This window comes from Streptomyces sp. NPDC111744 (assembly GCF_055634995.1).
The window spans coordinates 792,787-805,035 of sequence record NZ_JBVKCG010000001.1 but is presented as its reverse complement, the minus strand read 5'-3'; the positions used below and the strand labels follow the sequence as shown (position 1 = coordinate 805,035).

General features: G+C 69.6%; 8 protein-coding genes. 5 read left to right on the top strand and 3 right to left on the bottom strand.

The annotated features are described in order from the left end of the window. Positions 1–6 precede the first annotated feature (6 nt). From nuoL to nuoN, 3 genes are read left to right on the top strand one after another with little or no spacing between them, the layout of a single operon-like run. Entirely contained in the window at positions 7–1,953 is a 1,947-nt protein-coding gene (nuoL, locus tag ACZ7OO_RS03810; protein WP_471501108.1) for an NADH-quinone oxidoreductase subunit L, read from the top strand. 5 nt (positions 1,954–1,958) lie between these two features. Continuing rightward, on the top strand, positions 1,959–3,530 hold the full coding sequence (locus ACZ7OO_RS03805; RefSeq protein WP_471501106.1) for an NADH-quinone oxidoreductase subunit M: 1,572 nt from the start codon (positions 1,959–1,961) through the stop codon (positions 3,528–3,530). After that, a complete protein-coding gene (gene nuoN, locus ACZ7OO_RS03800; protein ID WP_471501104.1) occupies positions 3,527–5,176 on the top strand; it encodes an NADH-quinone oxidoreductase subunit NuoN in 1,650 nt (549 codons plus the stop codon). The genes ACZ7OO_RS03805 and nuoN overlap by 4 nt, the downstream gene beginning before the upstream one ends. A gap of 123 nt (positions 5,177–5,299) precedes the next feature. On the opposite strand, the gene ACZ7OO_RS03795 is transcribed toward nuoN, so the two are convergent. Beyond that, positions 5,300–5,821 (bottom strand): hypothetical protein, encoded by a 522-nt coding sequence (locus ACZ7OO_RS03795; RefSeq protein ID WP_471501102.1) that lies wholly within the window; start codon positions 5,819–5,821, stop codon positions 5,300–5,302. A 311-nt stretch (positions 5,822–6,132) separates the two neighbouring features. On the opposite strand from ACZ7OO_RS03795, the gene recQ reads away from it, so the two are divergent. Further along, complete coding sequence (gene recQ / locus ACZ7OO_RS03790; RefSeq protein WP_471501100.1) at positions 6,133–8,127, top strand: DNA helicase RecQ; 1,995 nt, start codon at positions 6,133–6,135, stop codon at positions 8,125–8,127. Between the two features lie 144 nt (positions 8,128–8,271). Here the strand turns inward: recQ and ACZ7OO_RS03785 are convergent, their stop codons facing one another. Together ACZ7OO_RS03785 and fahA are read right to left on the bottom strand one after the other, a co-directional pair. Next, entirely contained in the window at positions 8,272–9,210 is a 939-nt protein-coding gene (locus ACZ7OO_RS03785) for a M56 family metallopeptidase (RefSeq protein ID WP_471501098.1), read from the bottom strand. Between the two features lie 283 nt (positions 9,211–9,493). Next, entirely contained in the window at positions 9,494–10,711 is a 1,218-nt protein-coding gene (fahA, locus tag ACZ7OO_RS03780; protein WP_471501251.1) for a fumarylacetoacetase, read from the bottom strand. A gap of 275 nt (positions 10,712–10,986) precedes the next feature. On the opposite strand from fahA, the gene ACZ7OO_RS03775 reads away from it, so the two are divergent. Further along, on the top strand, positions 10,987–12,231 hold the full coding sequence (locus tag ACZ7OO_RS03775; RefSeq protein ID WP_471501096.1) for a carboxylate--amine ligase: 1,245 nt from the start codon (positions 10,987–10,989) through the stop codon (positions 12,229–12,231). The last annotated feature ends 18 nt before the right edge of the window (positions 12,232–12,249 follow it).

Here is a 12,249-nt window from a genome sequence, read left to right as displayed (position 1 = left end):
TGAATCGTGGAGAACCTGATTGCGCTGCTGATCGCGGCGCCGCTGCTCGGAGCGGCCGTCCTCCTGGTCGGCGGCCGCCGCCTGGACGCCGTCGGCCACTGGATTGGCACGCTCCTGTCGACGACCTCCTTCGTGTTCGGCGTGATCCTCTTCGCCGGTCTGCTGGGCAAGGACCCCGAACACCGCACCCTGATGCAGCACCTGTTCAGCTGGGTGCCGGTGGCCGGTTTCCAGGCGGACGTCACCTTCCGCCTCGACCAGCTGTCGATGACGTTCGTCCTGCTGATCACCGGCGTCGGTTCGCTCATCCACCTGTACTCGGTCGGGTACATGGAGCACGACGAGCGCCGCCGCCGCTTCTTCGGCTACCTCAACCTGTTCCTCGCGGCGATGCTGCTGCTCGTCCTCGCCGACAACTACCTGCTGCTGTACGTCGGATGGGAGGGCGTCGGCCTCGCCTCCTACCTGCTGATCGGCTTCTGGCAGCACAAGCCCAGCGCGGCCACCGCGGCGAAGAAGGCCTTCCTGGTCAACCGGGTCGGCGACATGGGCCTGTCGATCGCGATCATGCTGATGTTCACGACGTTCGGCACGTTCGCCTTCGGCCCCGTCCTCGGCCACGCGACCGACGCCTCCGAGGGCAGGCTTACCGCGATCGGCCTGATGCTGCTGCTCGCCGCCTGCGGCAAGTCCGCCCAGGTACCGCTGCAGTCCTGGCTCGGGGACGCCATGGAGGGCCCGACCCCGGTCTCGGCCCTCATCCACGCGGCGACCATGGTGACCGCCGGCGTCTACCTGATCGTCCGCTCCGGAGCGATCTTCAACGCCGCCCCCGACGCCCAGTTGGTCGTCACCGTCGTAGGCGCCGTCACGCTCCTGTTCGGTGCGATCGTCGGTTGTGCGAAGGACGACATCAAGAAGGCCCTCGCCGGCTCGACCATGTCGCAGATCGGCTACATGGTGCTCGCCGCCGGCCTCGGCCCGATCGGCTACGTCTTCGCGATCATGCACCTGGTGACACACGGCTTCTTCAAGGCCGGGCTGTTCCTCGGCGCCGGTTCCGTCATGCACGGCATGAACGACGAGGTCGACATGCGCAGGTACGGCGGCCTGCGCAAGTACATGCCGATCACCTTCATCACCTTCGGCCTCGGCTACCTCGCGATCATCGGCTTCCCGGGCCTGTCCGGCTTCTTCTCCAAGGACAAGATCATCGAGGCGGCGTTCGCCAAGGGCGGCACCGAGGGCTGGATCCTCGGCGCCTGCGCCCTCCTCGGCGCGGCCATCACCGCGTTCTACATGACGCGCGTGATGCTGATGACGTTCTTCGGCGAGGAACGCTGGCGCAACCAGCCCACCCGGTCCCCGCAGGCGCCCAGCGCCGAGCCCGCCGCCGAACACCGCGGCGAGCACGCGGAACCGCACCCGCACGAGTCCCCGAAGGTCATGACGATCCCGATGATCGTCCTGGCGATCGGCTCGGTCTTCGGCGGCGCGTTCTTCAGCATCGGCGACCGCTTCCTGCACTGGCTGGAGCCGGTCACCGGCCACAGCGAGGGCAACTCCCCGCTCAGCGCGGCCACCGTCACCGGCGCCACCATGGTCTGCCTGATCATCGGCGTCGGCATCGCCTACCTGCAGTACGGCCGCCGCGCCGTCCCCGCCGTCGCCCCGCGCGGTTCGCTGCTCACCCGCGCGGCCCGCCGCGACCTCCTCCAGGACGACTTCAACCACGTCGTCCTGGTCCGCGGCGGCGAACACCTCACCCGCTCCCTCGTCTACGTCGACCACACCCTGGTCGACGGGGTCGTCAACGGCACGGCGGCGGGCTTCGGCGGGCTCTCCGGTCGGCTGCGCAAGCTCCAGAACGGCTACGCGCGCTCGTACGCGGTCTCGATGTTCGGCGGCGCAGCCCTCCTGGTCGCCGCGACCCTGCTGATGAGGGCGGTCTGATACCGATGTCCTTTCCTCTGCTGACAGCGACGGCGGCGCTCCCGGCCGTCGGGGCGGTCGCCACGGCCGCCGTACCGGCCGCCCAGCGCACCGCCGCCAAATGGCTCGCGCTGCTGGTCTCGCTCGGCACGCTCGTGCTGGCGATCGTCGTCCTGGTCCGCTTCGACCCGGGCGGCTCCCGCTACCAGCTCACCGAGTCCCACCCCTGGATCAAGGACTTCGGAGTCAGGTACGACCTCGGCGTCGACGGCATCGCGGTCGCCCTGATCGCGCTGACCGCGCTGCTGATCCCGTTCATCATCCTGGCGGGCTGGCACGACGCCGACCCGCTGGAGACCGGCAACAGGCGGTGGCGGCCGACACAGGGCTTCTTCGCCCTGATCCTGGCCGTCGAGGCGATGGTGATCATCTCCTTCGAGTCCACCGACGTCTTCCTCTTCTACATCTTCTTCGAAGCCATGCTGATCCCGATGTACTTCCTCATCGGCGGCTTCGGCGACCGCGCCCACGCGGGCTCCGACGAGAACGCGGCGGCCCAACGGTCGTACGCCGCCGTGAAGTTCCTCCTCTACAACCTGGTCGGCGGTCTGATCATGCTGGCCGCGGTCATCGGCCTCTATGTGGTCGCCGGGAACTTCTCCCTCGCGGAGATCGCACAGGCCCGCGCGAACGGTTCGCTGCACATGGCGACCAGCACCGAACGCTGGCTGTTCCTCGGCTTCTTCTTCGCGTTCGCGGTGAAGGCGCCGCTGTGGCCGCTGCACACCTGGCTGCCCAACGCCATGCAGGAGTCCACCGCCCCCGTCGCCGTCCTCATCACGGCGGTCGTCGACAAGGTGGGCACGTTCGCGATGCTCCGCTTCTGCCTCCAGCTGTTCCCGGAGGCCTCGAAGTGGGCGACACCCGTCATCCTCGTGCTCGCCGTGATCAGCATCATCTACGGCGCACTGCTCGCCGTCGGCCAGCGCGACATCAAGCGCCTGGTCGCCTACGCGTCCATCTCGCACTTCGGCTTCATCATCCTCGGCATCTTCGCGATGACCAGCCAGGGCCAGTCCGGCGCCACCCTCTACATGGTCAACCACGGCATCTCCACGGCCGCGCTGATGCTGGTCGCCGGCTTCCTGATCTCCCGGCGCGGCTCGCGGCTCATCGCCGACTACGGCGGTGTGCAGAAGGTCGCCCCGGTACTCGCCGGCACCTTCCTGATCGGCGGCCTGGCCACCCTGTCCCTGCCGGGTCTCGCACCGTTCGTGAGCGAGTTCCTGGTCCTGGTCGGCACGTTCACGCGCTACCCGGCCCTCGGCATCATCGCCACCTTCGGCATCGTCCTCGCCGCGCTCTACACCCTCGTCCTCTACCAGCGGACGATGACGGGCCCGGTGAAACCGGAGGTCTCCGCGATGCCCGACCTACGCGCGCGTGAACTCGTCGTCGTCACCCCGCTGATCGTCCTGCTGATCTTCCTGGGCGTCTATCCGAAGCCCGTCACGGACATCGTCAACCCGGCGGTCAAGCAGACCATGTCGGACGTACACAAGACCGATCCCAAGCCCGCAGTGGAGGCGGCCAAGTGAGCGCAGCAGCCGTCCACAGCCTGTGGACAACCGCGGCCGAGCCGATCTCGAAGATCGACACGCCGAAGATCGAATACGGGCAACTGTCACCCACCCTGATCGTCCTCGGCGCGGCGATCGTCGGAGTGCTCGTCGAGGCGTTCGTCCCGCGCAAGTCCCGCTACTACGCGCAGGTCTTCGTCTCCGCCGTGGCGCTGTGCGCGGCCTTCGCGGCAGTCGTCGCACTGGCCGCGGACGGATACGGCACCACCAAGGCGCACATCGCCGCCATGGGCGCGATCGCCGTCGACGGACCGTCCCTGTTCCTGCAGGGCACGATCCTGCTGGCCGGCCTGCTCGGCCTGTTCACCTTCGCCGAACGCCGCCTCGACCCGGCCGCCCACGGCAACCGCGTCGACTCATTCGCCGCACAAGCCGCCTCCGTGCCCGGCAGCGACAGCGAGAAAGCCGCGGTGAAGGCGGGCTTCACCACCACCGAGGTCTTCCCACTGCTCCTCTTCGCCGTCGCCGGCATGCTGGTCTTCCCCTCGGCCAACGACCTGCTGACGCTCTTCGTGGCCCTGGAAGTCTTCTCCCTCCCGCTCTACCTGATGTGCGCCCTGGCCCGCCGCAAGCGCCTGATGTCCCAGGAAGCCGCGGTCAAGTACTTCCTGCTCGGCGCCTTCGCCTCCGCGTTCACCCTGTTCGGCATCGCCCTGCTGTACGGCTACGCCGGCTCGGTCTCGTACGCCACCATCGCCCAGGTCGTCGACGGCACCGTCACCAACATCGACCCCGCCCTCGCCGGCACCATGGGCAACGACGCGCTGCTCCTGATCGGCACCGCGATGGTCGTCATGGGCCTGCTCTTCAAGGTCGGCGCGATCCCCTTCCACATGTGGACCCCCGACGTCTACCAGGGCGCGCCCACCCCGGTGACCGGCTTCATGGCCGCGGCGACCAAGGTGGCAGCCTTCGGCGCACTGCTGCGACTTCTGTACGTCGTCCTGCCCGGCATGCGCTGGGACTGGCGGCCGGTCATGTGGGGCGTCGCGATCATCACCATGCTGGGCGGCGCGATCGTCGCGATCACCCAGACCGACATCAAGAGACTGCTCGCGTACTCGTCGATCGCCCACGCCGGATTCATCCTCGCGGGTGTCATCGCGACCTCGAAGGACGGCGTGTCGTCCGTCCTCTTCTACCTGGCCGGGTACTCCTTCGTGACCATCGGCGCGTTCGCCGTGGTCACCCTGGTGCGCGACGCCGGCGGCGAGGCCACACACCTGTCCAAGTGGGCCGGCCTCGGCCGCCGATCGCCGCTGGTCGCAGCCGTCTTCGCGGTGTTCCTGCTCGCCTTCGCCGGTATCCCGCTGACCTCCGGCTTCGCCGGGAAGTTCGCCGTGTTCAAGGCGGCGGCGGAAGGCGGGGCCGCCCCGCTGGTCGTCATCGGTGTGATCTCGTCGGCGATCGCCGCTTTCTTCTACATCCGCGTGATCGTGCTGATGTTCTTCAGCGAGCCCAGGCCCGACGGCCCCACGGTCGCCGTCCCGTCGCCGCTGACCATGGCGGCGATCGGCGTCGGCGTCGCGGTCACACTGGTGCTCGGTGTGGCACCGCAGTACTTCCTGGACCTGGCGAGCCAGGCCGGAGTGTTCGTGCGCTGACCCGTTCCCGTACCGTGGGCCCCGGTTCCTCGCGAGGAACCGGGGCCCACGCGCGCGTGCGCAGCACGGGCTACAGGGCTACGGGCACGGCACGGCTCGGCACCGCGTCGGCCACGGCTGTGGCTACGAGCACGTCACCATCGGGTTCCACGGCGCGAACAGACCGCTCGGATTGTCCTTCCAGATCCAGGCGTGCAGCGTGTACACAGAACCCACGCCGTCCAGTTCCGCCGGCCCCTGGAACGTCTGCCCGAACAGTGTCGGCGCGGCGCTACCGGTGCCGGCGCGCACGATCCACTCCGCCCCCACCAGGGCGTGGCCGCCGTCGCTGTCGGTCTCGTAGAGAAGACCCGCGGGCTCGGCCGGGTCGAGGCTGCCGATGTTCGCAGCGTTGACGTAGTGGTAGCCCGAGCCTCCCTTGCCGGTCTGGGTGTCATGGGCGCAGCCACCGGTGGGGGTGTACCCGTCCGTGATCGCGAACGGCTCGTACTGGTAGTCCGTCGTCGCCGTGTACGTCGGGGTCAGATCCGTCCATATGAACGGGTCGGCCACGGGGACGGGAGCCGCGTCGGCGGGAACCGCGGCCAGAGCGAACGGCACGGCCAACGCCAGAACGGCGCCGGCGGTGCGGGACCTGAGAGACATCCTGATGCTCCTTGGGGCCGAAGAGGCACGCGGGTGCGGTGCCTCCGTACAGGGCGGGCCTCCCCGGTCCCGCCCGTGCAGCATGGCCCGCGCCGCTTCCGGGCCGCCACGCGAAGACGGCCAAAGGGCTGAGGACGGCCAAAGGGCTGAGGACTCCGCCGAACAGGGGGGTTCCGCCCCGCACACTCCTACGGACGGCGGGCCTGTGGATAACTCCGGCGCTGTCGGTCCATGCCTCTATCGTGGGGGCAGTGGTCGAGGGACGACGTACGGGGGACACGACGATGGGTGGGACGGGCGGAACCGACGAGATGCCAGGGACGACCGAGCCGCCGGGGACGCGGCAGCCGCCCGGACCGGCGGACAGCGAGGCACTGGCCACGCTGCACAGGGTTTTCGGGTACGACGCCTTCCGCGGCGAGCAGGAAGCGATCATCGAGCATGTGGTCGCGGGCGGGGACGCCGTCGTCCTCATGCCCACCGGCGGCGGAAAATCACTGTGCTACCAGATCCCCGCCCTGGTCAGACCCGGTACGGGCATCGTGGTCTCACCGCTCATCGCACTCATGCAGGACCAGGTGGACGCCCTGCGCGCCCTCGGTGTGAACGCCGGGTTCGTCAACTCCACCCAGGACTTCGACGAGCGGCGCGTGGTCGAGGCCCAGTTCCTCGCCGGAGAGCTCGACCTGCTCTACCTGGCGCCGGAGCGGCTGCGCCTGGACTCCACGCTGGACCTGCTCGCCCGCGGCAAGATCGCCGTCTTCGCGATCGACGAGGCGCACTGCGTCTCCCAGTGGGGCCACGACTTCCGCCCCGACTATCTGTCCCTCTCCCTCCTCGGCGAGCGCTGGCCGGACGTCCCGCGCATCGCGCTCACGGCCACCGCCACCCACGCGACCCACGAGGAGATCACCCAGCGGCTGCACATGCCTGCCGCCCGGCACTTCGTGGCCAGTTTCGACCGGCCCAACATCCAGTACCGGATCATCCCCAAGGCCGACCCCAAGAAGCAGCTGCTCACCTTCCTCCGCCAGGAACACGAAGGTGACGCGGGCATCGTCTACTGCCTCTCCCGCAAGTCGGTCGAGTCCACAGCGGAATTCCTGACCCGCAACGGCATCGATGCCGTCCCTTACCATGCCGGCCTGGACGCGGGCACCCGCGCGGCCCACCAGTCCCGCTTCCTGCGCGAGGACGGCCTGGTCGTGGTCGCCACCATCGCCTTCGGCATGGGTATCGACAAACCCGACGTCCGTTTCGTCGCCCACCTCGACCTGCCCAAGTCCGTCGAGGGCTACTACCAGGAGACCGGCCGCGCCGGTCGCGACGGCCTGCCCTCCACCGTCTGGATGGCCTACGGCCTCAACGACGTCATTCAGCAGCGCAAACTCATCCAGTCCGGCGAGGGCGACGAGGCGTTCCGCCGCCGCGCCCAGGCCCACCTCGACTCCATGCTCGCCCTGTGCGAGACCGCCCAGTGCCGCCGCGGACAACTGCTCAACTACTTCGGCCAGGAACCCGCTCGGGAGGGCTGCGGCAACTGCGACACCTGCCTCATCCCGCCGGAGACCTGGGACGGCACCGTCGCCGCCCAGAAGGTCCTCTCCACGGTGGTACGACTGCAGCGCGAACGCGGGCAGAAGTTCGGCGCCGTCCAGATCGTCGACATCCTGCTCGGCAAGCGCACCGGCAAGGTCATACAGTTCGACCACGACCAGCTGTCCGTCTTCGGTATCGGCACCGACCTCGACGAAGGTGAATGGCGAAGCGTCGTCCGGCAACTGCTCGCCCAGGGACTGCTGGCCGTCGAGGGCGAATACGGCACGCTGGTGCTCACCGAGGCCAGTGGCACGGTACTGCGGAGGGAACGGGACGTTCCACTCCGCAAGGAGCCGAAGAAACCGGTGGTCTCCCGGTCCTCCGGGACGTCCGGATCCTCCGGGTCCTCCGGCAAGGGCAAGGCGAAGGCAGCTGTGGCAGAGCTGCCCGAGGACCTGCTCCCCGCCTTCGAGGCACTGCGCGCCTGGCGTGCCGAACAGGCCCGCGAACAGGGCGTACCGGCGTACGTGATCTTCCACGACGCCACGCTCCGGGAGATCGTCGGCCGATGGCCCGAGACGATCGCCGAACTGGCCACGGTCGGCGGCGTCGGCGAGAAGAAGCTCATGACGTACGGGGAGGGCGTGCTCGGGGTACTGGCCTCCCTGACGGCACCGTCCTCCCCGGCCCCTGCGGCGGCGGGGACCGGGGACGAGGACCACTGGCCCGAGATGGACGCGGAGCCGGAGCCGGACGACTGGATATAGCCCGACCCGGCCCCGAAGCCGTCCTCCAGGCCGGCCGCTTCCATGCCTGAAGCCGATCGCCCGCGCATCGACACGAACTCGGTCAACCGTTCACGGGTCTGGTCGAAGTTCCCCGCGTCCGGCAGGTCGCCGGCGGCAGGTGCCCTACCCGAGTGCCGTCAGCCCCGGTGCGAACGTGATCAGCAGGGGCAGCAGGGGTACCAGTGCGGCCACTGTCGTCGTCAGGGCCCGCTGGCGGCGCAGCAGCCGTGGTGGTGGTTCCAGGAGGCGGTCGACCCGCTCGCCGAGCAGTCGGCGACTCGACGCGCAGGACAGGACTCCGCGGTGCTGGTTCAGTTCGATCAGTGCCAGTGCGGTCGTGAGGTGGCCGCAGCGGCGGGATGCCGCGTCGTCGGCGGCGAGTTCGACGAGCCGGTAGGTCTGGTCGCAGAAGTGGGAGAAGAGCGGCACCCGCGGGAAGCCCGTGGCCAGTGCGCTGGACAGGTGGAGCAGCCAGTCGTGGTGGGCGCGAGCGTGGCCCCGCTCGTGGGTGAGTACGGCGTCGAGCTGGTGGTCGGTGAGGCGGTGCAGTGCCCCGGTGGTCACGACCAGCTGCGGTGGATGCCCGGGCATCCACCAGGCGTCCGGGTATTCGTCCTCCAGCACCAGCATCGGTCCGCGTGCCGCAGGCAGCCCGGCCGGCAGTTCCGGTGCCCGTTCGCGCAGGTGTGCGCGGGTCTGGTCGCGGCGCCGCCGGGCCTCGACCAGTTCGCGGGCGAGCATCGCCGTCGTCCACGCGGCCCCGCAGGCGAGCAGCACCGTGAGGGCGACCGCCCACAGGGGCGCGACGGAGAGGTCGTACGCCGCGGCGACCGCCGGTGGCGCCGGCGCGAACACCCGGTCGCGCACGGTGTGGAAGACGGCCGCCGCGCCCAGGACGAGTGCGGTCAGGCAGCACATCAGCACGGTGGCGACCAGGCACTGCCAGACCCACAGCGCGACCACCGGTTCCCGTTCGGGCCACAGGGCCTGCACCAGCGCACGCGGCGCGGGCACCGCGGCCGTCAGGGCGACGACGCTCAGCAGGAGCAGGCAGACGGTCATGCCGAGGCTCCGTTTCCTGATCGGAGAGGTGCGCGGGTGGTGGGTGGTGCGGGGGTGATGCGCCGTTGCGCGACAGGGTGCGTGCGCCGACGCACCACGTAATGCGTGCGCCGTCGCCTCGCATGGTGCGCGTGCGGGCGCATCGCATGGTGCGTGTCCCGTCAGTATGACGGGACGGAGCACCCCGAGTCAGGTGCCGACGAGGATCCGGGTACCCTCCTGCCCAAACCCCGGCAGTCGGCGCGGCCGTACTCCTGCAAGCGCTCCCCGACCCGACCGCCTCTCACGCCGCCACGATCCGCCCGCTGACCTCCCCGAGCCCCACCCGGCTTCCGCCCGGGCCCGGTGCCCACGCGGTCAGCGTCACCACGTCGCCGTCCTCCAGGTACGTCCGCTTGCCGTCCGGGAGTTCGAGCGGGTCCCGCCCGTTCCAGGTGAGCTCCAGGAGCGACCCGAGCTCCCCGGGGTCCGTACCGCTCACCGTGCCGGAGCCGTACAGGTCGCCGGTGCGCAGTGAGGCGCCGTTGACGGTCAGGTGGGCGAGTTGCTGCGCGGCGGTCCAGTACATGGTGGAGAACGGCGGCTCGGACACCACCTGACCGTTGATCGCGATCGACATCCGCAGGTCGTAGCCCGCGGGCTCCTCGGCGGAGTCGTCGAGATACGGCAGCAGCGGATGCGTCCGGTGCGGCGGGGCGACCCGTGCGTCCTCCAGCGCGTCCAGCGGGGTGATCCACGCCGAGACCGAGGTGGCGAACGACTTGCCGAGGAACGGGCCGAGCGGGACGTACTCCCAGGCCTGGATGTCGCGCGCCGACCAGTCGTTCAGGAGAGTGAGTCCGAACACGTGCTCCCGGAAGTCGCTCAGCGCCACCGGCCGCCCCTGCTCGGAGGGCGCGCCGACGACGAAGCCCACCTCGGCTTCGATGTCCAGCCGGACCGACGGGCCGAACACCGGCGCCTCCGAGGGGTCCGGAGTGGTCTTCCGCTGGCCTGACGGCCGTACGACGTCCGTCCCCGACACCACGACCGTGCCCGCGCGGCCGTGGTAGCCGATCGGCAGGTGCTTCCAGTTGGGGGTGAGCGGTTCGGCGGCGTCGGGGCGGAAGATGCGGCCGGCGTTCCGGGCGTGGTTCTCGGAGGCGTAGAAGTCGACGTAGTCGGCGACCTCGAAGGGGAGATGCAGGGTCACCGCGGACAGCGGGTGGAAGAGGGGTTCGAGTGCCTCGCGGTGAGCGGGCACGGTCACCCAGGCCGTCAGGGCGCGCCGTACGTCCGACCAGGTGGTGCGTCCCGCGGCCAGCAGTGGGTTGAGGGTCGGGCGGGCCAGCAGTGACGCGTACGGGGAGCCGAGCGCGAGAGCCGCGGCGCCGGCGTCCAGGACGTGGTCGCCGAGGCGGACGCCGACCCTCCGTTCCGTGCTCTCGGGCGTCGAAAACACGCCATACGGGAGATTGTGCGGGCCGAAGGGGTCACCCTCGGGGACCTCGAAGGGGGGCAAGGGGGGCATGGGGTGGCTGCCTCGCTCTCATCCGTGTCGCGCTGGGCCAAGTATGTGGTGACGTTGCTATGGCGTTGCGCGGCATTCCATGTGGTCGCGCCACACGTTACGGGTGAGTTGGCTGTCGTGGCAGTGTCTAAAGAGTTCGCAATGTCCGAATAGGCCTTGTCAGAGGGGTCAATTCCGGCTTAGCGTCCTTTGGGGGACACGGGCGGGGTGGGTCCGGTCCGTAGGGGGGACACGTGGGGGGACCCGTGGCCAGGAATGCCGTCAGCATGCCGTTCGAAGCGGATCGCGACGTGCCGGGCCTGATCGTCAAGTTCGGCGACTATCCGCTGCACCATGGCGGGGTCGGCGCGATTCGCAGCCTGGGCCGGCTGGGCGTTCCCATGTACGCGATCACGGAGGACGCCTACACACCGGCGGCTTCCTCCCGTTACCTCAAACGGGCGTTCGTGTGGCCGACAACGGGCGCCGAGGAACCGGCTCATCTGGTCGAGGGACTGCTGCGCATCGGCCGCCGCATCGGCCGGCCGACCGTGCTGATCCCCACCGACGAGGAGGCCGCCGTCCTGATCGCCGAGCACCAGGACGCGCTCGGCGACCGCTTCCTCTTCCCGCGCGTGGAGTCCGCACTGCCCCGCCGGCTCGCCAGCAAGCAGGGCCTGCACGAACTGTGCGTGGAACACGGCATCCCCAGTCCGACGTCCGCCTTCCCGCAGTCGTACGACGAGATCGTCGACTTCGCCGAGAAGGCCCGCTTCCCGATCGTCGCCAAGAACCGCGAGGCGTTCGTCCGGCGCGCGCAACCCGCCGTCAACGGCACGACGAAGATCGCCACCCGCGAAGGGTTGCTCGCTCTCGCGCGTGACTGGGGCACCCATCCGGGTGTCATTCTCCAGGAGTACCTCCCGAGGGAGGACGCCGAGGACTGGATCGTGCACGCCTACTTCGACGCCGACTCGAACCCGCGCGCCCTGTTCACCGGCGTCAAGGTGCGCTCCTGGCCGCCGCACGCGGGCATGACGGCGAACGCGTACGTCGTCGACAACCCGGAACTCGCCGACCTCGCCGCGCGTTTCATCAAACAGATCGGCTTCAGCGGCATCATCGACCTCGACCTGCGCTTCGACCGCCGCGACAGGCAGTACAAGCTGCTCGACTTCAACCCGCGCATGGGCGCCCAGTTCCGGCTCTTCGAGAGCGAGTCGGGGGTGGACGTGGTCCGCGCCATGCACCTGGACCTGACCGGGCGCCGCGTTCCGGAGGGGGAACAGCGCGCCGGTCACCGGTACGTCGTGGAGAACATCGACCTGCCCGCCCTCCTCGCCTACCGCCGCAGCGGCTATACGACACCGCACGCACCCGAACGGCCGAGCGGGACCGAACTGGCCTGGCTCGCGGGTGACGACCCACTGCCGTTCGTCACGATGCTCGCCCGCTTCGTGCGTCCGGGCGCGAAGCACCTCTTTCAGCTGTGGCGCACCAACCGCCGCGGCTCCAGCACCTCCACGAAGTAGGCACCACGTTCCTGGGGA

Bases quoted from the DNA above. Each gene is read 5' to 3' on its own strand.
- ACZ7OO_RS03775 (WP_471501096.1), top strand. From the start codon at position 10,987: ATGCCGTTCGAAGCGGATCGCGACGTGCCGGGCCTGATCGTCAAGTTC.
- ACZ7OO_RS03805 (WP_471501106.1), top strand. From the start codon at position 1,959: ATGTCCTTTCCTCTGCTGACAGCGACGGCGGCGCTCCCGGCCGTCGGG.
- ACZ7OO_RS03795 (WP_471501102.1), bottom strand. From the start codon at position 5,821: ATGTCTCTCAGGTCCCGCACCGCCGGCGCCGTTCTGGCGTTGGCCGTG.
- recQ (WP_471501100.1), top strand. From the start codon at position 6,133: ATGCCAGGGACGACCGAGCCGCCGGGGACGCGGCAGCCGCCCGGACCG.
- ACZ7OO_RS03785 (WP_471501098.1), bottom strand. From the start codon at position 9,210: ATGACCGTCTGCCTGCTCCTGCTGAGCGTCGTCGCCCTGACGGCCGCG.